The sequence below is a fragment of the Actinomadura fulvescens genome, assembly GCF_039533225.1.
Taxonomy (GTDB): domain Bacteria; phylum Actinomycetota; class Actinomycetes; order Streptosporangiales; family Streptosporangiaceae; genus Spirillospora; species Spirillospora fulvescens.
Window position 1 is genome coordinate 659435 of record NZ_BAAATD010000001.1, and the last position, 22358, is coordinate 681792.

Annotated in this window: 24 protein-coding genes; 11 read left to right on the forward strand and 13 right to left on the reverse strand. The window is 70.9% G+C overall.

Annotated elements, in window-relative coordinates:
- Positions 1-133: 133 nt before the first annotated feature.
- A complete protein-coding gene (locus ABD333_RS03035) occupies positions 134-556 on the forward strand; it encodes a GtrA family protein (protein WP_344537426.1) in 423 nt (140 codons plus the stop codon).
- Entirely contained in the window at positions 529-1452 is a 924-nt protein-coding gene (gene sigJ / locus ABD333_RS03040) for an RNA polymerase sigma factor SigJ (RefSeq protein WP_344537428.1), read from the forward strand. Before ABD333_RS03035 ends, sigJ begins: the two co-directional genes overlap by 28 nt.
- A 71-nt stretch (positions 1453-1523) precedes the next feature.
- Here the strand turns inward: sigJ and ABD333_RS03045 are convergent, their stop codons facing one another.
- Positions 1524-2960 (reverse strand): LVIVD repeat-containing protein, encoded by a 1437-nt coding sequence (locus tag ABD333_RS03045; protein ID WP_344537430.1) that lies wholly within the window; start codon positions 2958-2960, stop codon positions 1524-1526.
- Between the two features lie 179 nt (positions 2961-3139).
- Here ABD333_RS03045 and ABD333_RS03050 point away from each other — a divergent pair, with 179 nt between their 5' ends.
- A complete protein-coding gene (locus ABD333_RS03050; RefSeq protein WP_344537431.1) occupies positions 3140-3808 on the forward strand; it encodes a DUF305 domain-containing protein in 669 nt (222 codons plus the stop codon).
- 15 nt (positions 3809-3823) lie between these two features.
- On the opposite strand, the gene ABD333_RS03055 is transcribed toward ABD333_RS03050, so the two are convergent.
- Positions 3824-5113 (reverse strand): alpha/beta fold hydrolase, encoded by a 1290-nt coding sequence (locus ABD333_RS03055; RefSeq protein WP_344537432.1) that lies wholly within the window; start codon positions 5111-5113, stop codon positions 3824-3826.
- A 107-nt stretch (positions 5114-5220) separates the two neighbouring features.
- On the opposite strand from ABD333_RS03055, the gene ABD333_RS03060 reads away from it, so the two are divergent.
- A complete protein-coding gene (locus ABD333_RS03060; protein WP_344537433.1) occupies positions 5221-5670 on the forward strand; it encodes a carboxymuconolactone decarboxylase family protein in 450 nt (149 codons plus the stop codon).
- 65 nt (positions 5671-5735) lie between these two features.
- Here the strand turns inward: ABD333_RS03060 and ABD333_RS03065 are convergent, their stop codons facing one another.
- From ABD333_RS03065 to ABD333_RS03075, 3 genes are read right to left on the reverse strand one after another with little or no spacing between them, the layout of a single operon-like run.
- A complete protein-coding gene (locus tag ABD333_RS03065; protein WP_344537434.1) occupies positions 5736-6608 on the reverse strand; it encodes an LLM class F420-dependent oxidoreductase in 873 nt (290 codons plus the stop codon).
- A 44-nt stretch (positions 6609-6652) separates the two neighbouring features.
- Complete coding sequence (locus ABD333_RS03070; RefSeq protein ID WP_344537436.1) at positions 6653-7564, reverse strand: aldo/keto reductase; 912 nt, start codon at positions 7562-7564, stop codon at positions 6653-6655.
- A 49-nt stretch (positions 7565-7613) separates the two neighbouring features.
- Positions 7614-8531, reverse strand: a complete 918-nt coding sequence (locus ABD333_RS03075; protein ID WP_344537437.1) for a LysR family transcriptional regulator — start codon at positions 8529-8531, stop codon at positions 7614-7616.
- 61 nt (positions 8532-8592) lie between these two features.
- Between ABD333_RS03075 and ABD333_RS03080 the strand changes: the two genes are divergently transcribed.
- The 3 genes from ABD333_RS03080 to ABD333_RS03090 all read left to right on the forward strand — a co-directional run bounded on the left by ABD333_RS03080 (position 8593) and on the right by ABD333_RS03090 (position 10395).
- Positions 8593-9117: a nuclear transport factor 2 family protein gene (locus tag ABD333_RS03080; RefSeq protein ID WP_344537439.1), complete on the forward strand. Its 525-nt coding sequence runs from the start codon at positions 8593-8595 to the stop codon at positions 9115-9117.
- Positions 9114-9971, forward strand: coding sequence for an SDR family NAD(P)-dependent oxidoreductase (locus tag ABD333_RS03085; RefSeq protein WP_344537441.1), 858 nt, complete (start codon positions 9114-9116; stop codon positions 9969-9971). The genes ABD333_RS03080 and ABD333_RS03085 overlap by 4 nt, the downstream gene beginning before the upstream one ends.
- Before the next feature lie 64 nt (positions 9972-10035).
- Entirely contained in the window at positions 10036-10395 is a 360-nt protein-coding gene (locus tag ABD333_RS03090) for a MerR family transcriptional regulator (protein WP_344537443.1), read from the forward strand.
- A gap of 10 nt (positions 10396-10405) precedes the next feature.
- On the opposite strand, the gene ABD333_RS03095 is transcribed toward ABD333_RS03090, so the two are convergent.
- Positions 10406-11656 (reverse strand): ABC transporter ATP-binding protein, encoded by a 1251-nt coding sequence (locus ABD333_RS03095; RefSeq protein ID WP_344537445.1) that lies wholly within the window; start codon positions 11654-11656, stop codon positions 10406-10408.
- Positions 11657-11763: 107 nt separating this feature from the next.
- Between ABD333_RS03095 and ABD333_RS03100 the strand changes: the two genes are divergently transcribed.
- The gene (locus tag ABD333_RS03100) at positions 11764-12471 is read left to right on the forward strand and encodes a class I SAM-dependent methyltransferase (protein WP_344537447.1); all 708 of its coding nucleotides are present in this window, start codon (positions 11764-11766) and stop codon (positions 12469-12471) included.
- Here the strand turns inward: ABD333_RS03100 and ABD333_RS03105 are convergent.
- From ABD333_RS03105 to ABD333_RS03130, 6 genes are read right to left on the reverse strand one after another with little or no spacing between them, the layout of a single operon-like run.
- Complete coding sequence (locus ABD333_RS03105) at positions 12431-13153, reverse strand: urease accessory protein UreD (RefSeq protein WP_344537449.1); 723 nt, start codon at positions 13151-13153, stop codon at positions 12431-12433. The two genes, ABD333_RS03100 and ABD333_RS03105, sit on opposite strands and share 41 nt — an antisense overlap.
- A complete protein-coding gene (ureG, locus tag ABD333_RS03110) occupies positions 13150-13812 on the reverse strand; it encodes an urease accessory protein UreG (RefSeq protein ID WP_344537451.1) in 663 nt (220 codons plus the stop codon). Before ureG ends, ABD333_RS03105 begins: the two co-directional genes overlap by 4 nt.
- A 36-nt stretch (positions 13813-13848) precedes the next feature.
- Positions 13849-14517, reverse strand: coding sequence for an urease accessory protein UreF (locus ABD333_RS03115; protein ID WP_344537453.1), 669 nt, complete (start codon positions 14515-14517; stop codon positions 13849-13851).
- Positions 14517-16235: an urease subunit alpha gene (locus tag ABD333_RS03120; protein WP_344537455.1), complete on the reverse strand. Its 1719-nt coding sequence runs from the start codon at positions 16233-16235 to the stop codon at positions 14517-14519. Before ABD333_RS03120 ends, ABD333_RS03115 begins: the two co-directional genes overlap by 1 nt.
- A complete protein-coding gene (locus ABD333_RS03125; RefSeq protein WP_344537457.1) occupies positions 16228-16539 on the reverse strand; it encodes an urease subunit beta in 312 nt (103 codons plus the stop codon). Before ABD333_RS03125 ends, ABD333_RS03120 begins: the two co-directional genes overlap by 8 nt.
- Positions 16536-16838 carry an urease subunit gamma gene (locus ABD333_RS03130; protein ID WP_344537459.1) on the reverse strand — a complete coding sequence of 101 codons (303 nt, stop codon included), beginning with the start codon at positions 16836-16838 and terminating at the stop codon, positions 16536-16538. Before ABD333_RS03130 ends, ABD333_RS03125 begins: the two co-directional genes overlap by 4 nt.
- A 181-nt stretch (positions 16839-17019) precedes the next feature.
- Here ABD333_RS03130 and ABD333_RS03135 point away from each other — a divergent pair, with 181 nt between their 5' ends.
- Positions 17020-18558 (forward strand): M20/M25/M40 family metallo-hydrolase, encoded by a 1539-nt coding sequence (locus ABD333_RS03135; protein ID WP_344537461.1) that lies wholly within the window; start codon positions 17020-17022, stop codon positions 18556-18558.
- On the opposite strand, the gene ABD333_RS03140 is transcribed toward ABD333_RS03135, so the two are convergent.
- Entirely contained in the window at positions 18548-19120 is a 573-nt protein-coding gene (locus tag ABD333_RS03140) for a putative glycolipid-binding domain-containing protein (RefSeq protein ID WP_344537463.1), read from the reverse strand. The genes ABD333_RS03135 and ABD333_RS03140 overlap by 11 nt on opposite strands.
- A gap of 103 nt (positions 19121-19223) precedes the next feature.
- Here ABD333_RS03140 and dnaG point away from each other — a divergent pair, with 103 nt between their 5' ends.
- Both dnaG and rpoD read left to right on the forward strand, forming a co-directional pair.
- Positions 19224-21110: a DNA primase gene (dnaG, locus tag ABD333_RS03145; protein ID WP_344537465.1), complete on the forward strand. Its 1887-nt coding sequence runs from the start codon at positions 19224-19226 to the stop codon at positions 21108-21110.
- A gap of 71 nt (positions 21111-21181) precedes the next feature.
- On the forward strand, positions 21182-22327 hold the full coding sequence (rpoD, locus tag ABD333_RS03150) for an RNA polymerase sigma factor RpoD (protein ID WP_151564750.1): 1146 nt from the start codon (positions 21182-21184) through the stop codon (positions 22325-22327).
- Positions 22328-22358 lie beyond the last annotated feature (31 nt).

A 22358-nucleotide genomic window follows, 5' to 3' on the forward strand; every position in this document is an offset into this window, starting at 1 on the left:
GGGGCTCGTCCCGGGGGCTGATCGCGAGCGGTGTTGATCTCATTTTGGCGTAGGTGGCCTGGGCATATAGGGCGCTCCGGTAAGGTCTGGGCGAGTGAGCACCATGCAGCGGTCAAGGCCGATCAGAACGGCCGTGACCGCCACCCCCCACCGCACGTTCCTGCGTGAGCTGCTGAGCTTCGGGTTCGTGGGGTTCGTCGGCACGGTGATCACGATCGGCGGCGCCAACCTGCTGCGGCACTGGCTCGGCGGCGGCCCGGTGACCAGCGTGGTCGTGCCGACCATGGCGTCCACCCTGTTCTCCTACCTCGCCAACCGCTTCTGGACGTTCCGGGAGCGCGACAGCGACGGTTCCGGCCGCGAGGTCGTGATCTTCTTCGCGCTGAACGGCGTCGGGATGTCGATCCAGGTGCTGATCACCGGCTTCACCTACTACACGCTCGGCCTGACGGGCGGGATCGCCTACAACGTCGCCCTGCTGGCCGGCCTCGGGCTGGGCTCGGCGTTCCGCTACTGGTCGTACCGCAAGTGGGTCTTCACCCCGGCGACCGCCTGACCGGGCCGTACGACGCCGTGAGCGCCCGCCTCGACACCGAGTGGACCGAGCACCGCCCCGCGGTGTTCGGCGCCGCGTACCGCATCACCGGCAGCGTCGCCGACGCCGAGGACGTGACGCAGGACACCTGGCTGCGCGCCGCCTCCCGGGAGTCCCTCGACGACATCCGCGACCTGCGCGCCTGGCTGATCACGGTCGCCGCGCGCCGCGCGTACGACGTGGTGACCTCCGCCCGCGCCCGGCGGGAGAGCTACGTGGGGCCCTGGCTGCCCGAGCCGCTGCTCACCGGGCCGGACGCCGCCCAGCCGGTGCTGGTCGACGACACGGTCGGCACGGCGATGTTGCTGGTGCTGGAGGAGCTGTCGCCGCCCGAACGGGTCGCGTTCGTCCTGCACCAGGCCTTCGAGGTGCCCTACGAGCGGATCGCCGAGGTGCTCGGCAAGTCGCCCGCCGCCTGCCGCCAGCTGGCCTCCCGGGCCCGTCGCAAGGTCGCCGCGACGGGTGAGCCCCGCGCGTCCGGTCGTGCGTCGCGGGCCGAGAAGCAGCGGCTGGTCGCGGCCTTCCGCGCCGCGTACGAGTCGGGCGATGCCGCCGAGCTGATGGCGCTGCTCGACCCGGACGCCATCTACGTCACCGACGGCGGCGGCAAGGAGTTCGCCGCCCGCAAGGTCATGGCCGGCGCCGCGCGCATCGTGGCGATCATGCTGCGGGTGTCGGCCAAGCTGACGCCGCGCCTGGTCCCGGCCGACGTCAACGGCGAACCGGGCCTGATCCACGTCCGGAACGGCCGGGCGTTCGCGGTCGACACGTTCGAGTTCGAAGGCGGCCGCATCACCGCCGTCCGCCGCGTCCTCAACCCCGACAAGCTCGCGGGCATCCGGGCCCGCGGACGCTGAACGGCAACGGGAAGGGCCTCCGGCGGTCAGACCGCCGGAGGCCCCTCACAGGTGATGCGTCGTGCCGAACGTCAGTCGAAGTAGTTCGGCTGGGTCTGCGCGTTCAGCTCGGAGAGCCACACGCGCTTGCCCTTGTCGGTCCGCCGGTCCCGGATGTCGATGACGTCCAGGCCCTTCTGGATGTCGTTGGAGTAGATGTAGCCGTTGTAGTAGTACGCCGACCACGAGCCCGCGAGGACGATCTTGTCGTCGTACAGCGGGCCGCGCTCGAACCAGCCGATCTCCTTCGGCTTGCGCGAGTCGGTGAAGTCCCACACCGAGATGCCGCCCTGGTACCAGGCCTGGACCATGATGTCCTTGCCCCGCACCGGGATCAGGCTGCCGTTGTGGGCGACGCAGTTCTCGGTGTCGGTGTTGGCGCGCGGAATCTTGTAGTAGCTGCGGAACTCCAGCTTGCGCTTCTTGCCCTTGCCGACGATGTCGTAGATGGCGTTGGCGCCCTTCTGCATGCCGATCGTGGCGTTGCAGGTGGCGGTGGAGCCACCACCGAGCTCGTCGGTGAAGACGACCTTGTTGGCGCGGTTGTTGAACGTCGCCGAGTGCCAGAACGCGAAGTTCTTGTCGTCGCGGACGCTGTGGATCGTGCGCGGGTTCTCCCGGTCGGTGATGTCGAACAGCACACCGTCGCCCATGCAGGCCCCGGCCATGATGTTCTTGTCCGGGTACGCGGTGAGGTCGTGGCAGCCGGTGGTGTCACGGGTGCCCTCGGGGTAGGGCAGGCCGTCACCGGGGTTGCCGCCGTCCGGGAAGAGCACCGGCTCGGCCACCACGGCGGCGGCGGACGGCTTCTTCAGCGGCACCTTGATGATCGAGATCAGGTCGTGCGGCGGCTGGCAGTCCGGGTAGGTCTTGTCCGGGAAGTACGACGACACGTAGATGTACGCGGTGCCGCGCTTGCCGGGGACCATCGTGTTGGTGTGCGAGCCGCACTTGGTCTCGACCGCCTTGACGTACTTCGGCGCGGCCGGGTTGCTGATGTCGAAGATCTTGATGCCCTCCCACGAGGACTTCTCCGTGACGGGCGCGGGCACCGCCGAACAGGAGTCGTTGCTCATGGAACGGTCCGTTGACAGGAACAGCAGATTGTCCGCGACCGTGATGTCGTTCTGGGCACCCGGGCAGTGCACGACCGTGACGACCTTGGGCTTGGACGGCCTGCTGATGTCGTAGACCGTGAAGCCCTCGTAGTTGCCGCCGTAGGCGTACTTGCCCTTGAAGGCCCAGTCGGAGCCGTAGGCCGACTCCGCGGCCATCGGTCCCTGCTTGGGAATGTTCGCCAGATGGTGCATGTTCGAGCTCTTGGCGATCTGGTCGCGGCCCGGGATGTCGGCCGGGGCCGCGGTCGCGGACGTCGGTGCGACGAGCGCGGTGGAGACCGCCACGACCAATGCCGCAAGGCCGCTGATCGCTGCCCTGCGTCTGGTCCTGCGTTTGAGGACTGGCGCCACCCTGACTCCTTTACACGTACTGCCCCCGTTGATATGTCTTGATCATCGGAGTATGGGCGCTGCCCGGGGTTTTGACCAGACCTGGGGGCATCTGTGAGCATCTCGAGATCTAAGCCCCTTTTGCCGTGCGGCCCTGAGTGGATACGGTCCGGCTATCGGAGCAGCTTGGAGGATCGTTGATGCGACACCGGATCGCGGTGATGGCGGCGACAGCGACGTTGGCCGTCAGTGGCCTGGCCGGATGCGGCGGAGGCGACGACGACAAGCCGGACGCCGGCCCGAAGCAGACGGTGCTGCAGCCCGGACGTCCCGGTGAGCCGAACAAGACCGCCCTCCTCGGCCCCTCCCAGGCCAAACCGCCCACGGACGCCGAGGTCAAGTTCGTCCAGATGATGATCCCGCACCACGAGCAGGCGGTCGAGATGTCGGTGCTCGCGCCCAAGCAGGCGTCCAGCACCAAGGTGAAGGCGCTGGCCGACCGCATCGACAAGGGCCAGGCGGGCGAGATCTCGGTCATGCAGTCGTGGCTGAAGCGGATGGGCAAGTCCACCGCCGGCTCCGGCGGCGGGCACGGCGGGCACGGGGGTCACGGCGGCAAGCAGGACCCGCACGCGGGCATGCCCGGCATGGCGACGCCGGACCAGATGAAGCAGCTGCGGGAGGCGCAGGGCGCCGCGTTCGACAAGCTCTTCCTGCAGCTGATGATCACTCACCACCAGGGCGCGCTGACCATGGTCAAGGACGTCCTGGACAAGGGCACCGACGTCACCGTGCAGGAGATGGCGCGGGAGGTCCAGTCCACCCAGATGGCCGAGATCAACCGCATGAGGGACTTGCTGGAGGCCTGAGCACGCCGCGCCCGTTCAGGCGGTGCCGCGGACGAGGGCGATGAGCCGGTCGAGTACGTGCCGGCCGCCGGCCCGCAGGCCGTCGTGCTCGTACTCGTTGGTCACCCAGGCGCGCAGCCCGCGGATCGTCGCCGCCGTCTCCATCGACAGGCCGTGGTCGACGTACATGTCGTCGTGGTAGACGGCCGCGGCGACCGGGACGTCGTTGCCGCGCAGCCGGGCCGGGTCGTACAACATCGGCCACGAGTCGCGCTCGGCGAGCAGGTCCGCCGTCTCGCGCAGCGGGCGCAGCGACGGGTCGTGCTCGAACATCCAGGGATAGATCATCTCGCCGGTGAACGACAGCGGCCGTTCGTCCGGGTCGAACTCCGGGAACTCGCCGCGGATCCGCCCGGCGGCCCAGCGGGTCGCCGAGCCCCGGCCCTGCGCGTAGATCGCCTCGTGCAGGAGCGCGTAGAGCGGCGCCGCGGTCAGGCTCAGCCGCCGTTCGACCTGGGCCAGGAACGTGTCGGTGAGCTCGGGGCCGTCGAGGCCGTCCTCGAAGGCGTCCTCCAGCAGGTAGTGGAGCCGGTGGCCGCCCGCCCCGGCGCCGAGCGCCAGGCCGAGGGACTGGAACGCCGGGACGGTCAGCCGCGTGCCGTTCGGCAGCCGTACGTCGTGGTCGCGCAGCCGGTCGGCGATCCGGGCCGCGAGCGCCGCGTCGCCCGGGTAGCGGGCGTGGTGCTCGCGGTTCTTGGCGGCGACCCGCGGATAGGTGGCGCGGTAGACGTCGTCCGCCGTGGCCGTCAGGCCGGGCAGGCCGCCGGCGATGAACACCTCGCGGAGGCCCTCCGGCGCGAACGACAGGTAGGTCGTGGCGCAGAATCCGCCGAAGCTCTGCCCCAGCACGCTCCACGGCGCGCCGCCGGCCAGCTCGCGCCGGATCAGCTCGGCGTCCAGCACGATCGAGTCGGCGCGGAAATGCGCCAGGTAGCGCGCCTGCGCGGCGGCGTCGCCGATCCGTGCCAGCGAGCGCCGGTGGGCGGGGGTCGAACGACCCGTGCCGCGCTGGTCGAGCAGGAGCACGCGGTAGTCGTCGAGCGCACGGTCGAGCCAGCTCTCCCGGCCGACCGGGCGGGGCGCGCCGTTGCCCGGGCCGCCCTGCAGGAACAGCAGCCACGGCAGGTCCGCCCGTTCCGCCTTGTCGGCGGCGACGACCTCCCGCGCGAACACCTCGATCCGCGCCCCGCCGGGATCGCCGTGGTCGAGCGGAACCGCGAAGCGGTGGTCGGTCAGGACGGTGCCGGCGTGGCGGAAGGAACTCATGATCCGATTCTGCTGGAGAGCGCCGGCGAAAGCGCGGAACGATCTCTGTCACACGGCCGGTGGCCACGTCGTCTCCCTGCCGACAGACCGCCCGACAAGGAGAGACGATGACGCAGCGCATGCGCCTGAACGAGACCGCGCCCGAGGCGTACGAGGGCTTCATGCAGGTCCACAGGGCCATCAAGAACGGTCCGCTGACGACGAAACTCCAAGAACTGATCAAGATTCGCGCGTCGCAGCTCAACGGCTGCGCGTTCTGCGTGGACCTGCACATCCGCGACGCCCGGCGGTCCGGCGAGCCCGAGGACCGGATCAACCACCTGACGGTCTGGCGGGAGTCGCCGCTCTACGACGACGCCGAACGCGCGGCGCTGGCCTACACCGAGGCCGTCACCCGCCGCGAGCCGGTCACCGACGAGCTGTGGGCGACGTTGACCGGGCTCTTCGACGAGACGGAGCTCGCCAACGTCGTGGCGCTCGTCTCCTTGATCAACGCCCTGAACCTCTTCGGGGTGCCGCTCAAGATGCGCCCGCCGAACCGCCTGGCCGCCGTCTGACCAGACCGAACCCGGCCCGGCGCGGTGACGCGCAGGGCCGGGCCCAGCAGACCTCTCCAGCCGCCCTAGCGGCCGGCGGGGGTGATCTTCTCGGTCTGGGTGACGGCCCGCGCCAGGGTGCCGGGCAGGTCCTGGCCGGTGATCTGCGAGAAGATCACGTGGTCGACGCCCCGCTCGGCGAGGCGGCCGACGGTGTCGGCGGCCTGGTCGGCGGACGGCGCGTCTCCGGGCAGGAACGTCAGGCAGGTCTTCTCGATCTCGGCGTAGTCGCGCCCCTCGCGCTCGCAGTGCTCGCGCAGCACGTCGAGCTTGTGCGGCAGCTCGTCGGAGTCGAAGAGGTTGCAGGCGTCGGCGTACTTGGCGACGAACCGCAGCGTCTTCTTCTCACCGCCGCCGCCGATCAGGATCGGCGGGTGCGGGCGGCGGACCGGCTGGGGCGAGTTGAGCGGCCGTTCGAGCCGGTAGTGCTCGCCCTCGAACGGCTTCTCGTCGCCCGCCCACATCTGCTTGGCGATGCGGAGGGTCTCCTCAAGCCGTTCGAACCGCTCGGCGGTCGGCGGGAACGCGATCCCGAGCCCGCGCGACTCCTCGTCGTTCCACGCGGCGCCGATGCCCAGCCAGGCGCGGCCGCCCGACAGCACGTCCAGCGTCGTCACGGTCTTCACGAGGACGCCCGGATGCCGGTAGGTCACCCCGGTGACCATGGTGCCGAGTGTGATCCGTTCGGTGACGCCCGCCGCGTACGAGAGGGCCGAGTAGCCCTCCAGCATCGGCTCCTCGGCCGGGCCGACGACGGCGATCTGGAAGAAGTGGTCCATCACCCAGAGCGAGTGGAGCCCGCCCTGGTCGGCCTCGCGGGCGATCCGGCCGAACTCCGGGCCGATCCGCTCCGGCCCGCCGGAGAACGTGAAGCTGGGGATCTGTAGTCCGATGCGCATGCTGCCTACTCTGCTTGCTGGAGCGCACTCCAGGTCAAGCACTCTCAGCCGGCCGTGTCGAGCCGCTCGCGCAGTTCGGCGTCCAGCTTGAGGTCCGCGGCGGGCAGCAGCTCGTCGAGCTGGGCGACCGAGCTGACCCCGACGATGGGCGTGATCGGGTGGTCGCCGCCCATCAGCCAGGCGAGCACGACCTGGTTGGGGGTGGCGCCGAGCTCGCCGGCCACGGCCCGCAGCGCGGCGAGGCGGGCGGCGGTGCCCGGGTGGTCGTACGCCGCGTGCAGCGGCCGGTCCGCGCGCGTGTAGGCGCCGTTGATCAGCGCGGTGTACGCCCACAGGGTCAGCCCCTCGGCGCGCGCGTAGTCGAAGAGCTCGTCGTTGGCGTGGTAGTGGGCGCTCTCCTCGAACGCGATGCCGGGACGGGGGAGCAGGTAGGAGTAGCGGTACTGGAGTTCGGTGTAGCCGGGCCGGCCCAGGGCGCGCGCCCGCTCGACGCGCCACACCGCGTGGTTGCTGACGCCGAGGCGCCCGACGTCGCCGTTCGCGACCAGCTCGCCGAACGCGCCCATCGTCTCCTCAAGGGGCACGGTCCGGTCTTCGAGGTGTGCCCAGTAGACGTCGATGTGGTCGGTGCCGAGGCGGCGCAGGCTGGCCTCGGCGGCGGCCCTGATCGCTTTGGCCGACAGGCCTTCGGCGTTCTCCAGCCCGGTGCCGGGGGCCTTCGGCTGCGCTCCGGCCTTGGTGCCCAGCACGATGTCGTCGCGGACGCCGCGCGCGGCCAGCCACCGGCCGATGAGCGCCTCGCTCTCGCCGCCGGTGGCGCCCTCATGCCAGAAGGAGTAGCAGTTCGCGGTGTCGATCATGCTGCCGCCCGCCTCGTGGAACCGGTCGAGGACGGCGAACGAGGCGGCGTCGTCGAGGGTGGTGCCGAACGGGATGGTGCCCAGAGCGATGTTCATGGGCGATCACTCTGCATTCTGGAGCGCGCTCCAGGTCAAGCACCGAGGGTCAGTCTCGCGGCTCCGTCGTCGCGAGTTCGCGGACGAGGGCGGCGAAACCGGTGACGAGCGGGTTGGTCGTGGTCACCGGCGCGCAGATCGCGATGCGCAGCGGCGGGATGTCGGGGATGGGCCGCCAGGCCAGGTCGGGACGGCTGTAGTGCGAGGTCATCGACTCGGGGCTGATGCAGATCGCCGTGCCGGAGGCGACGTGTTCGAGCATCTCCTCCACGTTGTCGTTCGTAGGGCCCCAGATCGGCTCGCCGCCGCCCGGCCGCGGGTTCACCGCCCACCAGTCCACCCAGTCCCGGGGCGCCTGCCGGGTCCACACGATCGGCTCGGCCGCGAGGTCGTGGATGGATACGGTGTCGCGGCCGGCCAGCGGGTGCCCGGCCGCGAGGCCCGCCCAGCGCCGTTCGACGCGGACGACCTCGATGTGCAGGCCCGCCGTGCGCGCAGGCAACCACACGAACGCCACGTCCACCAGACCCTCGTGCAGGGCCGTGACCTCGCCACCCCAGTCGAAACGTTTGGGCTCGACGGTGACGTCCGGATGCCGCTTCATGAACTCGGCGTACGCTCGGGTGCCCAGCGCTCCGGCGCCGGAGGCCGCGAAGCCCACGCGCAGGATCCGGGACCGGGCCGCCGCCACCACGCGGGCCGTCCGCTGTGCCGCCTGCCAGTCGGCGATCAGTTGCCGGGCCGCCGGGAGGAACGCCTCGCCCGCCGGGGTCAGGAGGACCTCGCGGCCGGTGCGCTCGAAGAGCGGGGTGCGCAGGTCGGCTTCGAGCTGCCGGATGCGGCGGCTGAGCGAGGGCTGGGACACGAAGAGCCGTTCGGCGGCGCGCGTGAAGTTGAGCTGGTCGGCGAGCTCGACGAAGTACCGAAGCGTACGCGTGTCGACGTCCAACGAGGCCTCCGGTGCCATGCGTTTACTGCATAGGTGCAGGTCTTGGACTTCGCTGCAGCAGCCTAGTTGCCTTAAGGGCATGACCGACATCTCACGCAACACCCTGCTTCGTGCCGGTGGTGTCTCGGCCGCCGCGCTCGCCCTCGGCGCCACCGCCGCCCCGGCGGCTGCCGCGACCGGCCGTGAGCACCCGAATGTGAAGCTGATCCGCGACTACTACGCCGCGTACGCCGCGGGAGACATCGCCGCGCTGCGCAATCGTTTCTTCGCGCCCGACATCGTGTGGACGATCCCGGGTCATCACCCGCTCGCCGGTACCAAGCGAGGGGCGGACGAGGTCATCGCGTTCTTCGAGCAGCTCGCCCGCGCCGGGATGAAGGCCGAGCCCATCTTCCTGGCGGCGGACGGGGACTGGGTCGTGGACCTGCACCGGGGCTGGAGCACGACGCCGGAGGGCCTCGACCAGCTGTGGGCGCTCGCGTTCCGCATCAAGAACCGGCGCATCGTCGAGGCGGTCAACTACCCGGGCGACCAGCACGCCGCCGACGCCTACTTCTGGCGTGTCTACCCGCTGGCGCCGATCCCGAGGCGGCTTGCCCGATGAGCGCGCCCAGCAGACGCAGCGTCCTGGCGACGGGCGCCGGAGTCCTCGGAGCGGGCATGGTGAGCACACCGGCTGCGGCAGCCGCGCCAAGCGAACGGCGCTTTGACGGCAAGACCGTCCTGTTGACCGGCGGGACGTCGGGCATCGGCAAGGCGACCGCGTACGCGCTGGCACGCGAAGGAGCCCGGGTCTTCTTCTGCGGTCGCCGCGCCGCGCTCGGCCGCCGGAACGAACAGGAGATCCGGGCGTCCGGCGGCGAGGCGACCTTCCACCGCGCGGACGTCGGCATCGAGTCCGAGGTGTCGGCGTTCGTCGCGGCGTGCGTGCGGCGGTACGGCCGGATCGACATCGCCGTCAACAACGCCGGCATCGAGACACCGCGCGCGGCGCCGCTGCACGAGCAGCCGGCCGAGGACTTCGACGCGGTCTGGCGGACGAACGCGCGCGGCGTCTTCCTGTGCATGAAGCACGAGCTGCCGCACATGCTCCGGCGCGGACGCGGCGTCATCGTCAACACCGCGTCGATCTCGGCGGAGGTCGGCTTCGCCACCATCGCCCCGTACAACGCCAGCAAGCACGCCGTCGCGTCGCTCACCAAGGTCGCGGCCCTCGAATACGCCGCCAGGAACATCCGGATCAACGCGGTCGCGCCGGGCGCGGTCGACACCCCGATGCTGGAACGCGCCGCCAAGGCGTTCGGCATGACCTACGAGCAGATCGCCGAGGGCTATCCCGTGAAGCGGATCATCCGGGCCGAGGAGATGGCGCGGGTCATCATGTGGCTCGCGTCCGATGAGGCGGGCGCCGTCGTCGGCACCGATCTCGACGCCTCCGGCGGCTACCTGACGGGCTGATCCGGCGCCCGGGCTCAGGCACGCCCATTGACCTGGAGCGCACTCCAGGTGGAATGCTAAGCGCGTGAGCTTCTACTCCCCGGGTGAGACCGCCGAGAAGAGCGGCTTCAGCATCGACACCCTGCGCTACTACGAGAAGATCGGCCTGCTGTCCGACATCGCGCGCAACGCGGCCGGGCGGCGGGTGTTCACCGACGACGACCTCGCGTGGCTGCACATGCTGCGCTGCCTGCGCGAGACGGGCATGCCCATCGCGGAGATGCTGCGGTTCTCCGAGCTGGCGCGCGGCGGCGAGGAGACGTTCAAGGAGCGGGTCGAGCTGCTGGAGGCCCACGACCGGCGGGTCGAAGAGCAGATCGCCGTGCTCCAGACGCAGCAGAAGCACATCCAGTGGAAGATCGGTTTCTACCGGAGCCTCGCCTAGCCGGACGTGGTCAGCGCGCCACCGGGTCGACGCGGCGGCCGGCGCTGTCGAAGACCAGCAGGCGGTCCAGGTCCACGGCCAGGCGCACGTCGTCACCCCGGTCGGGGCGCGGGCCGGTGGTGATGCGGAAGATGAGGTCCGTGCGGCGGTGGTGGCCGGTGCGTTCGGGCTCGGGTTCGGGTTCGGGCGCGGGGCGGCCGAAGAAGGCACGGATGCGGGAGGGCTGGACTGGAGGGGGAGGCTGGACGGGACGCTGGGTGAACTCGGCGGGGTCGACGGAGGGGATGCCCGCCTCGGCGTAGGCAAGCCATTCGTGCCCGTGGAATTCGAGTGCCCGCACCTGGCCGACGAGCTGCTGGCCGGCCGGTTCGTCGGTGGCGGTGAGGGCGTCGGCGCGCACTCCGATCGTGACGGGGGCGCCGTGGTGGCTGATGAGAGCCGACGCCCGGGGGTCGTCCCAGGCCAGGGTCAGGCGCTGGGGACCCAGGTCCAGGACCACGCCCTGGTCTTGGACGGCCCACGCCGTCGCCCGCAGGAGGTTGATCGGGGGAGAGCTGAGGAACGCGGCGACGAAGACCGTGGCCGGGTCGTGGTAGATCTGCTCCGGCGTCCCCACGTCCTCAAGGACGCCCTCGCGCAGAACGGCGATGCGGTCGGCCATCGTCATGGCCTCGACCTGGTCGTGCGTCACGTACACCGTGGTCGCGCCGGTCGCGCGGACGAGGGCGGCGATCTCGACGCGCAGTTCGGCGCGCAGGCCGGCGTCCAGGCTGGAGAGCGGCTCGTCCATGAGGAACAGGGACGGCTCGCGGATCAGGGCGCGGCCCATGGCCACGCGCTGGCGCTGGCCGCCCGAGAGGGTGCCGGGCAGCCGGTCGAGCATGGTGTCCAGGCCCAGTGCGCGGGCCAGCTCGCGGACCTTGGAGCGGGCCTCCTCCGGATCGTTCCTGGTGATCTCCAGCGGGAACATCATGTTGCCGCGCACGCTGCGATGCGGGTAGAGCGCGCCGTTCTGGAAGACCATCGCCACGTTGCGGTCGCGCGGCGAGAGCTCGTTGGCCACGGAGCCGCCCAGCCACAGGTCGCCCGAGGTGATCTCCTCCAGGCCGGCGATCATGCGCAGCACCGTGGACTTGCCGCAGCCGGACGGGCCGAGCAGCACGAACAGTTCCCCGTCCTCGATGCGCAGGCGGAGATCGTGGACCGCGTGCTGGCCGCCCGGATAGATCTTGTTCACGCCGTCGAGCACAACGTCCGTCATCCGGTCCCCCTGGGATGTGACGGGGATTACATCCTGCCGATCCCATCGTGGACATGCCGGTTTGTCCAGGGGTTTCAAACTTGAACAATCGTGGCAAAGTCAGGGGGATGTCTGACAAACCCATTTACGAGGCGTTCGCCGCCGAGTATGCCGACCACGTCGTTGACAGCCCCCACAACGCCCTTTACGACCGGCCGGCGGTGCTGGGTCTGGCCGGGGACGTACGCGGGCTCACCGTGCTGGACGCGGGTTGCGGGGCAGGGCTGTACGCGGCGGAGCTGCGGCGGCGCGGCGCGCGGGTCATCGCGTTCGACCAGAGCCCGACGCTGGTGGAGCTCGCGCGCGACCGGCTCGGCACGGACGGGGAGCTGCGCGTCCACGACCTCGCCGAGCCGCTGCACTGGCTGAAGGACGGCTCGGTCGATCTCGTCGTGCTCGCGCTGGCGCTGCACTATGTGGACGACAGGGTGGCGATGCTCCGGGAGTTCCGGCGGGTGCTGAGGCCGGAGGGCGCGGTGGTCGTCTCGACCCATCATCCGATGGCGGACTGGCAGGAGTTCGGCGGCTCATACTTCACCGTCGGCGCGGTGGAGGTGTCGCTGAGCTCGGAGAGCCACTGGCCCGTGCGGGTCTGGCGGCGGCCGTTGACGCACGTCTTCGGTGAGTTCCGCGCGGCGGGCTTCGTGGTGGACGAGCTTCTGGAGCCCCGGCCGCACGCGGAGATGGCCGCGCGTTACCCGGACGACTACGCCGAGCTGGAGGAGGCACCCGCGTTCATCGCGTTCCGGCTCCTGCCAGCGCCTCTCCCCGAGTAAGGCTGCGGCGCAGCTCGGCGGAGTCGCCGGCCATGGCCACGACGAGGACGCCCGGACCGGCGAGCGGCAGGACGGCCAGGGCGTCGCCGGTCCACGCCTCGTGACACAGGCCCGGCGCGACCAGCAGGACGCTGCCGGCCGCTCCGGCGTCGCCGAGCACCCCGCCGAGGATCGACGGGTCGTCCAGGCGCAGCTCGTGACGCAGGAGCGGAGCGCCGCCGAGGGTCACGTCGAAACGGCTGGTGTGCCTGCCGGGCAGCTCCAGATGCCGTCCGAGGATCAGCTCCTCGTACCAGCGCAGCGTGGCGCCGTCGGCGAGCTCGATGGCGGCGACGGAACGGTGGTGGCAGCCGGCCGCGGCCACGGTCGGCTCCGGGGCGAAGTCGAGGTGGCCACCTGAGGCCACCGTGGCCCGGACGGTCATCCGGGACTCGCCGTCGCCGGGCAGCGCGAGCGTCGTGGCGGCGGACCGTATCGCCAGGCGCGCGTCCGGCCCGACCCGCACGGTGACCTCGAAGTCGTCGCCGCCGAGCGGACCGGCCGCCGCCCCGACCAGGTAGAGCGCCTCGGCGGTCTCACGCAGCGCCAGCGGCCCGTCGGAACGCAGCCTGGTCAGGCGTGTCCGGCCGCCCGCGTCACGTTCGGCGGACGCGGCGGCGCGGGCGACGTAGCCACGGCTCACGAGACCGCCGCGGTGCTGTGGAGCACCGACCGCACCCAGTCCGCGACCTCGGGGGCGCCGGGCCGCTCGCGCAGGGACGTGAACGCCACCGGCCGTCCGTCGCGGACCCGGGACGCGTCGCGGGCCATCAGGTCCAGGTCGCTGCCGACCAGCGGGGCCAGGTCGGTCTTGTTGATGACCAGCAGATCGGCCGCCGCCACGCCGAGACCGCCCTTGCGGGGCACGTCGTCACCGCCCGCGACGTCGAGCACGAAGATCTGCCGGTCCGCCAGGCCCTGGCTGAAGAGGGCCGTCAGATTGTCGCCGCCGCTCTCGATGATGATCAGGTCCAGGCCGGGATGGCGTTCCTCCAGTGCCTCGACGGCGTCGAGGTTGGCGGAGATGTCGTCGCGGATCGCGGTGTGCGGGCAGCAGCCGGTGCGCACGGCGGTGATCCTCTCGTCCGGCAGCACCGCGTTGCGCCGCAGGAAGTCGGCGTCCTCGGTGGTGTAGATGTCGTTGGTCACGACGGCGAGGCCGAGTTCGCCGCGCAGCGCCCTGCACAGGGCGGCGGTGAGCGCGGTCTTGCCGCTGCCGACCGGGCCGCCGATGCCCAGGCGCAGCGCACGGCCGTGCGCGGGCGCGGCCGTGTGCGGGTCGTGGTCGTGAACGGCTCCCATGGGGCCTCCAGGTCGCGGTCGGGATTCGAAGAGGGGTCAGGATTCGAAGAGGCGCGGCTCCGCGCGCAGGTGCAGCTCCGCGTAGAGATCGAGAACGGGTGCGGACGACGCTGGGAGCGCCGCCCAGTCGCCGGTCGCGGCGGCGGCCTCGGCGGCGATCTCGTCCACCGCGGGCGCGAGCTCGGCCAGGGTCCGGTGCACGGCGAGGGGATCGAGACCGAGCAGCCGCACGGCGGCGGACGCGGGCCCGGTGATCGCGCCGCAGGCGGTGATGGACGCCGCGTCGCGGGGCGTTCCGCCGCCCGCCGCGGCCGAGGCGCCGAGCACGATCGGGTGGTGCGGCTCGCGTACGGCCGCGGCGAGCGTGTCGAGCGCCGGGTGCGTCCAGGTCGTACGGGCGGCACGGAGCAGGGAACGCCCTTGGGCGCGGGACGCCCGGCGCTGGGCGGGCGAGGGTGTACGGGCGTCGGCCTCCGCGTCGAGCCGTTCCCAAGCATGGTCGCAGGTCTGGGCATGCGCGCAGGCCGCCGCCGCCAGCCCCGCGGCGGTCAGGCCGGACGTCGCCAGCCGTCCGCGCAGGAACACGGCCAGCCCGGCGACATCCTTGACCGCGCCGGCGGTGACGGCCGGCTCCAGCCCGCCCGAATGCGCATGGCCCCCGGCGGGCAGCCGCGAGTCGGCGAGGAGCAGCAGGTGCGCCTTCATCAGAACAGGAAGTACCGCTGGGCCATCGGAAGTTCCGTGGCGGGCGCGGGCTCCACCTCGTCGCCGTCGATCGTCACGGTGAACGTGTCCGGGTCGACGTCGATGCGGGGGAGCGCGTCGTTCAGCGGCAGGTCCGCCTTGGTGAGGCGGCGCGTGTTCTTGACCGGGACGAGAGCGCGCCGCACGTCGACGCGCGAACCGAGGTCGTCGTCCAGCGCGGCCTGCGAGACGAAATGCACCGAGGTCGCGGCGGCGACGGCCGGGACGGCGCCGAACATCGGCCGGGGCAGCACGGGCTGGGGCGTGGGAATCGAGGCGTTGGCGTCGCCCATCGCGGCCCAGGCGATCACGCCGCCCTTCAGCACCACGTGCGGGCGCACGCCGAAGAAGGCCGGGTCCCACAGGACGAGGTCGGCCAGCTTGCCGGGCTCGACGGAGCCGACCTCGTCGTCGAGACCGTGCGCGATCGCCGGGTTGATCGTGTACTTGGCGACGTAGCGGCGGGCGCGCAGGTTGTCGGCGGCTCCATCACCGGCGAGCGTGCCACGGCGCCTCTTCATGGCGTGCGCGGTCTGCCAGGTCCGGATGACCGTCTCGCCGACGCGGCCCATGGCCTGCGAGTCCGAGCCGATCATCGAGATCGCGCCGAGGTCGTGCAGGACGTCCTCGGCAGCCATCGTGGTCGGGCGGATCCGGGACTCGGCGAACGCCAGGTCCTCGGGCACCGACGGGTTGAGGTGATGGCACACCATCAGCATGTCGAGGTGCTCGTCGAGGGTGTTGACGGTGTGCGGGCGCGTCGGGTTGGTGGACGACGGCAGCACGTTGGGATGCGCGGCGACGGTGATGATGTCCGGGGCGTGGCCGCCGCCCGCGCCCTCGGTGTGGTACGCGTGGATGCCGCGGCCCCCGATCGCCGCCAGCGTCGACTCGACGTACCCGGCCTCGTTCAGGGTGTCGGAGTGCAGCGCCGCCTGGACGCCCGACTCCTCGCAGACGCGCAGGCACGCGTCGATGGCGGCGGGCGTCGTGCCCCAGTCCTCGTGCAGCTTGAAACCGGACGCCCCGGCGCGCAGCTGCTCCCAGAGGGCGTCCTCGCTGACGGTGTTGCCCTTGCCGAGCAGCGCCACGTTCACCGGCCAGGTGTCGAGCGCCTCCAGCATGCGGTGCAGGTACCAGGCGCCGGTCACGGTCGTGGCCTTGGTGCCCTCGGCCGGGCCGGTGCCACCGCCGACGAGCGTGGTCACCCCCGCGCCGAGCGCCTCGCCGAGCAGTTGCGGACAGATCAGATGGACGTGGGAGTCGACCGCGCCCGCGGTCAGGATCTTGCCGTTGCCCGCCAGCACCTCGGTGGACGGGCCGATGACGAGGCCCGGATGCACCCCGTCCATGGTGTCGGGATTGCCCGCCTTGCCGAGCGCCACGACGCGGCCGTCGCGGATGCCGACGTCCGCCTTGACGACGCCCCAGTGATCGAGCACGACCGCACCGGTGACGACCAGGTCGAGCGCGCCCTCGGCGCGCGTCGTCCGGGCCTGGCCCATCGACTCTCGGATCACCTTGCCGCCGCCGAACACCGCCTCGTCGCCCGCGCCCGCGGGGCCGCGGCTGCGGTCCTCGGTCACCTCGATCAGCAGGTCGGTGTCGGCGAGCCGGACGCGGTCACCGGCGGTCGGGCCGTACAGCTCGGCGTAGCGCGCCCGCGACAGCTCAGTCATCGAGGGGTCCCGCCTTCTCCGGCCGCAGGCCGGGTACGACGCGGGCACCGGCCAGCGGAACGAGGGAGACCTCGCGGGTCATGCCGGGCTCGAAACGGACGGCCGTACCGGCGGGAACGTCCAGACGGCGCCCCCAGGCGGCCTCGCGGTCGAAGTCCAGCGCCCGGTTGGCCACGGCGAAGTGGTAGTGCGAGCCGACCTGCACGGGCCGGTCGCCGGTGTTGACCACGGTGACGGCGACGCGCGGCCGGCCCGGGTTGAGCTCGACCGGGTCGGTACCGGCGACGATCTCACCCGGGATCACGGGATCGGCCTGTGCACGGTGACGAGCTTGGTGCCGTCGGGGAACGTCGCCTCGATCTGGACGGAGTCCAGCATCTCCGGGATGCCCTCCATGACGTCGTCACGGGAGAGGACGGTGCGGCCCGACTCCATGAGCTCGGCCACGGTGCGCCCGTCGCGGGCGCCCTCCAGGATGTGCACGGCGATGACGGCGGTCGCCTCGGGATGGTTGAGCCGCAGTCCGCGTGCCCGGCGGTCCCGGGCCACCTGCGCGGCCACATGGATCAGCAGGCGCTCCTGCTCGTGGGGGGTGATCAGCACCCTCGCACGCTAACCCCGCCGCGACCGGCGGCGGAACGGCCCGGCCCGCGCTTTAACAGGCATTTCACAAGCCTGTGTCGCCCGAAACACGCCCGTCACATCCGGCTCACCGCGCGGGGTCTCGACAACCGGGGCACAGGCGATCAATGTGGCGTCCACCCGCCTGGAGACAAGGAGATCCATGTCCGAGCTCCCATCGACCACTCCGGCTCTCACCTCCCTCACGCGCCGCGCGTTCCTCGGCCGGACCGGCGCCGGGGCCGCCCTGATCGCGGGCGGCCTCGCCGCCGGCGGCGGCTCCGCCGTCGCCCGCACCGCCTCACCGGTCATCGCGCCCGCCGACCTCGACCCGCTCGCCCTCCTGAAGCGGATGCTCGCGTTCGACACGCAGAACTTCGGCGACGGCGGCGTCACCCGGCCGCACGCCGAGATGCTCAAGGCCGTGTGGGACGCCGCCGACGTCGCCGCGGAGATCATCCCGACCCCGAAGAAGGACAACGTCCATCTGGTGGCCCGCGTCCGCGGCACGACGAGCGCCCCGCCGCTCCTGCTGCTCGGTCACTCCGACGTCGTTCCGGTGGAACGGTCGAAATGGAGCGTCGACCCGTTCGCGGGCGTGGTGAAGAACGGTGAGATCTACGGTCGCGGCGCGCTGGACATGAAGGGCGCCAACGCCGCGTTCATCGCCGCTCTGCTCCGCCACCTGGGCGAGAAGGGCCGCTTCGACCGCGACATCATCGTCCTCACCGACTGCGACGAGGAATCGGGCCCGTACGGCTCCCGCTGGCTCGCCGAACACCACTGGAACAAGATCGACGCGGGCATGGTGCTCACCGAGGGCGGCTGGTTCCTGGCCCAGAAGGACCGCACGACGCCCATGCTCATCACCGTCACCCGCCAGGACAAGGTCTACTTCAACCTCGACCTGGTGGCCGACGGCACCGCGACCCACAGCTCCAAGCCCAATCCCGACTCGGCCATCGCCAAGCTCTCGCGCGCGGTCGCCGAACTCGACGGCTGGCTCGCCCCGGTCACGCTCACGCCGGTCACCCGCGAGTACTTCGCGGCGCTGGCCCGCGCGACCGGTGACCGCCCGTTCAGGCGCGCCATCGAACTGCTGCTTTCCGCCAGGTCCGCCGCCTCCCGGGAACGGGCCGCCGCCCTCGTCGTCAAGCGCAGTTCCTATCCCTGGCTGCACCGCGCCCTTCTCCGCACGACGCACGCGTTCGTGATCGAAGATGCGGGCTACAAGGAGAACGTCATCCCGTCCTCGGCGACCGTCCGCGTCAACTGCCGGGGCGTTCCCGGCGGGCAGCGTCCGCGCGACTTCCTGGCGCAGGTCCGCCGCAGGCTCGCCGACCGCGACGTCCGGGTCACGCTGGTCGGCAACTCCGGCGAGACCGAGGAGGCGGCCCTCAAGCGCCTGGACGAGACGTTCGCCAGGCCGCCCTCGTCCATCGACAGCCCGCTCTTCACCGCGATCAAGGACGCGGCGGGCAAAACCTATCCGGGAGCGACGTTCGCCCCCGCTCTCTTCGAGGCGGGCACGAGCCTGTCGCCCTGGACCTCCCGGGGCGTCCCCGGCTACGGCGTCTACCCGTACGTTCTGGACAACGACCAGCTCATCGGCATGCACGGCAACGACGAACGCATCTCGGTGGCCGCGCTCCGCCAGGGCACCGAGTTCATGTACCGCCTCTTCGAGCGCTTCAGGGTCTGATCCTGCGCCCGATCGACGGGTAGTCCTCCACGATCCCGTCCGGGCCGAAGACGATGTCGGCGGTGAACCCGTCGCTCGCGAAGTTGACGACGCCCCGGCGGACGTGCCGATACGTCTGCCGGGACGGCGTCACGGCCAGATCCGGCACCGACACCCACGCCATCAGGAACGTGCCCTCGCCCTCGTCGAGAAAGCCGCCCCGCAGCACCGGCATCGTGTTGGTCAGCGGCGACAGCCCCAGGTCGCAGTCGAGGGCCCCCGTCAACGCCGTCGCGTCCCCGCCCGGCGGCGGCAGGTCCACCCGCCCCTCCGCCTTGGCGTTGACGGTCCATTCGCCCTCCGGCCGGTTGACCAGCTCCAGCGACCGCCGCCAGCCGTCCCCGGAGGCCTCCACCAGCAGCCGGGCCGTGACCCATCTCTCACCCGTGGTCAGCTCGTACTCCAGCCGATAGGGCAGCGGATCTCCCCCAATGGCCGACCCCGTGGCCCGCAGCCGCCCCTCACCGAGATCCACCTCGGCCAGCTCGGCCCCTTCGGGCTTGACCCAGACGATAGAGATCATGCCCACACGTTAGCCCCGGCACCTCCGGCACAGGCAGTGAGCGGGGGGTACGTGTTCTGACGTGATGCGCCGGATGTCGTGGGGCGAGATTAGACTCGCCGCCGTGGCAGGCCGGATTCGTAATGAGGACATCGCGCTCGTACGGGAGCGATCACCCATCGCCGAGGTCATCGGCGAGCACCTCCAGTTGCGGAGCGCGGGCGGGGGCAACCTCAAGGGACTGTGCCCGTTCCACGAGGAGAAGTCGCCGTCGTTCAACGTCACGCCCGCCCGCAATCTCTACTTCTGCTTCGGCTGCGGCGTCGGCGGCGACGTCATCAAGTTCGTCCAGGAGATCGATCACCTGTCGTTCTCGGAGGCGGTCGAGCGGCTGGCGGCCAAGGCCGGCATCCAGCTGCGGTACGAGGAGGGCGGCTTCACGCCCCGGCAGGACGGGGGGCAGCGGGCCCGGCTGATCGAGGCGCACAAGGCGGCGACGGAGTTCTACACCGAGCAGCTCGCCGGCGCCGAGGCGATCATCGGGCGGAAGTTCCTGTCGGAGCGGGGCTTCGAGGCCTCGGACGCGGCGCACTTCGGGGTGGGATTCGCGCCCCGGGAGTGGGAGGGGCTGGTCCGGCACCTGCGCGGCCGCGGCTTCGCCGACCGGGAGCTGGTCGCGGGCGGCCTGGCCAAAGAGGGCCGGCGCGGGCCGATGGACCGCTTCCGGGGGCGGCTCATGTGGCCGATCCGCGACCTGAGCGGCGACGTGATCGGCTTCGGCGCGCGCAAGCTCTACGAGGACGACGACGGCCCGAAGTACCTCAACACCCCCGAGTCGCCGATCTTCCACAAGAGCTCGGTGCTCTACGGCGCCGACCTGGCCAAGAAGGAGATCGCACGGCGGCGGCAGGCCGTGGTCGTCGAGGGCTACACCGACGTGATGGCCTGCCATCTGAGCGGCATCCCGACCGCCATCGCCACCTGCGGCACGTCCTTCGGCGACGACCACATCAAGATCCTTCGGCGGCTGCTGATGGACCAGGACGAGTTCCGCGGCGAAGTGATCTTCACCTTCGACGGGGACTCGGCCGGGCAGAAGGCGGCGCTGCGCGCGTTCGCCGACGAGCAGAAGTTCGTGACGCAGACGTTCGTGGCCGTGCAGGCGGACGGGCTCGACCCGTGTGACCTGCGCATCCGTCAGGGCGACGCGGCCGTGCGAGATCTGGTGGCGTCGCGGCAGCCGCTGTTCGAGTTCGCCGTGCGCAGCGCGATCTCCCAGCACAACCTCGACACCGCCGAGGGCCGGCTGGCCGCGCTGGACGCGGCGGCGCCCGTGGTAGCCAAGATCAAAGACCGGGCGCTGCGGCAGATGTACGCCGTCAGCCTCGACCGGTGGCTCGGCATCATGGACGAGCAGTTCGTGCTGCGGCGGGTGCGCGAGCTGGCGGCCCGCGAGCACGGCCGCCGCAACGGGCGCCCCGCCGGGGACAACGGGGCGGGCGCGGGCGCCGCCGCCGAGCGGCCCGCCTACGATCCGAACGATCCCGACGTGCAGCGCGAACGGGAGCTCCTGAAGATCGCGGTGCAGCGGCCCGCGCTGCTCGGCCCGCTCTTCGACGGCGTGCCGGCGGACGTGTTCATCGCGCCGCCCCACGCGGCCGTCCGGGAGGTCATCGCCGCGGCGGGTGGGGCCGCTGTGGTGTCAGGGGAGGCCGAATGGGTCGCGCTGCTCCATGAGCACGCCCCGAACGACCAGGTCAAAGGCCTGATCACGCAACTCGCGGTGGAACCGACACGGTCCGCACATGAATCGGACGACCGTTATGCCGCAGATCTTCTCGCCCGTATTCAGGAACGCCAGCTCACCCGCATGATCGCCGACGTGAAATCTAAACTCGGACGGCTGAATCCGGTCGAGCAGGGCGAAGAGTACAACAAGCTCTTCGGCGATCTTGTTGCGCTTGAGCAGCAGAGACGGGAGTTGCGCGAGCGAGGCCTTGGGTCCCAGTAAGTCAAGAGACCGCAAAATGGGTCCTGTGATCTAGGGCCTCGGTGACGCAGACTGTCCCCGTGGGCCCTTCGGTGCTGCCTAGCGAGGCGCCATCGGTTGATCAGGTGGCAGACCTGGTCGCACGTGGCAGAGAACGCGGCGGTGTGACCGTCGATGATGTCGCTGCTGCGCTCGATCGCTCCGACTTGCCGGACGATTCGCTGGAACGAGTCGTCCGGATGCTCGCAGAGCAGGGGGTAGAGGTTCTCGAGTCCCAACAGGAGACCGAGGACGTCACGCGAGCGGACGAGGGAGACCTCGGCAAGCGGGCGCCGACGAGCGACCTGGTAAGGATCTACCTGAGAGAAATCGGTCGCGTACCGCTTCTCACGGCAGAAGATGAAGTCGAACTAGCGAAATCGATTGAGGCGGGACTGTTCGCCGAGGAGAAGCTGGCGCACACCGCCATCCTCTCCCGGATGGAACAGCTCGACCTCGAACTGCTCGCCCGCGATGGAGTGCGGGCGAAGCAACGCCTGATCGAAGCCAACCTGCGCTTGGTGGTGTCGATCGCCAAACGGTACGTGGGGCGAGGAATGCTCTTCCTCGATCTGATCCAGGAGGGGAATCTCGGACTCATCCGCGCGGTCGAGAAATTCGACTACACCAAGGGATTCAAGTTCTCGACCTACGCCACCTGGTGGATTCGCCAGGCGATCACGAGAGCGATCGCCGACCAGGCCCGGACGATCCGCATTCCGGTGCACATGGTGGAGACCATCAACAAGCTGGTCCGGGTGCAGCGTCAGCTCCACCAGGACCTAGGCCGGGAACCGACGCCCGAAGAGATCGGCCTGGAGATGGGCCTGTCGCCCGTCCGGGTCGTGGAGATCCAGCGGATCGCCCAGGAGCCGGTGTCCTTGCAGTCGCCCATCGGAGAGGAAGACTCCGACCTGGGTGACTTCATCGAGGACGCGGACGCCGTGGTGCCGATCGAGGCCGCGGCGTTCATCCTGCTCCAGGACCAGCTCGAGGACATCCTGGGGACGTTGTCCGATCGGGAGCAGCGCATCATCCAGCTGCGCTTCGGCCTGACCGACGGGCATCCGCGGACTCTCGAAGAGGTCGGCCGCGAGTTCGGCGTGACACGCGAACGCATCCGCCAGATCGAATCCAAGACCCTGGCCAAGCTGCGTCACCCGTCCCGCGCCCAGATGCTCAGGGAGTATCTGGACTGAATCCACCCATCCGGCAACGACTCTCCGCCGT

Bases quoted from the DNA above. Each gene is read 5' to 3' on its own strand.
- ABD333_RS03120 (WP_344537455.1), bottom strand. From the start codon at position 16,235: ATGACTGAGCTGTCGCGGGCGCGCTACGCCGAGCTGTACGGCCCGACC.
- ABD333_RS03080 (WP_344537439.1), top strand. From the start codon at position 8,593: ATGACCGACATCTCACGCAACACCCTGCTTCGTGCCGGTGGTGTCTCG.
- ABD333_RS03065 (WP_344537434.1), bottom strand. From the start codon at position 6,608: ATGCGCATCGGACTACAGATCCCCAGCTTCACGTTCTCCGGCGGGCCG.
- ABD333_RS03085 (WP_344537441.1), top strand. From the start codon at position 9,114: ATGAGCGCGCCCAGCAGACGCAGCGTCCTGGCGACGGGCGCCGGAGTC.
- ABD333_RS03070 (WP_344537436.1), bottom strand. From the start codon at position 7,564: ATGAACATCGCTCTGGGCACCATCCCGTTCGGCACCACCCTCGACGAC.
- ureG (WP_344537451.1), bottom strand. From the start codon at position 13,812: ATGGGAGCCGTTCACGACCACGACCCGCACACGGCCGCGCCCGCGCAC.
- ABD333_RS03075 (WP_344537437.1), bottom strand. From the start codon at position 8,531: ATGGCACCGGAGGCCTCGTTGGACGTCGACACGCGTACGCTTCGGTAC.
- ABD333_RS03100 (WP_344537447.1), top strand. From the start codon at position 11,764: ATGTCTGACAAACCCATTTACGAGGCGTTCGCCGCCGAGTATGCCGAC.
- ABD333_RS03050 (WP_344537431.1), top strand. From the start codon at position 3,140: ATGCGACACCGGATCGCGGTGATGGCGGCGACAGCGACGTTGGCCGTC.
- ABD333_RS03055 (WP_344537432.1), bottom strand. From the start codon at position 5,113: ATGAGTTCCTTCCGCCACGCCGGCACCGTCCTGACCGACCACCGCTTC.
- ABD333_RS03140 (WP_344537463.1), bottom strand. From the start codon at position 19,120: ATGATCTCTATCGTCTGGGTCAAGCCCGAAGGGGCCGAGCTGGCCGAG.
- ABD333_RS03095 (WP_344537445.1), bottom strand. From the start codon at position 11,656: ATGACGGACGTTGTGCTCGACGGCGTGAACAAGATCTATCCGGGCGGC.
- ABD333_RS03060 (WP_344537433.1), top strand. From the start codon at position 5,221: ATGACGCAGCGCATGCGCCTGAACGAGACCGCGCCCGAGGCGTACGAG.
- ABD333_RS03135 (WP_344537461.1), top strand. From the start codon at position 17,020: ATGTCCGAGCTCCCATCGACCACTCCGGCTCTCACCTCCCTCACGCGC.
- ABD333_RS03115 (WP_344537453.1), bottom strand. From the start codon at position 14,517: ATGAAGGCGCACCTGCTGCTCCTCGCCGACTCGCGGCTGCCCGCCGGG.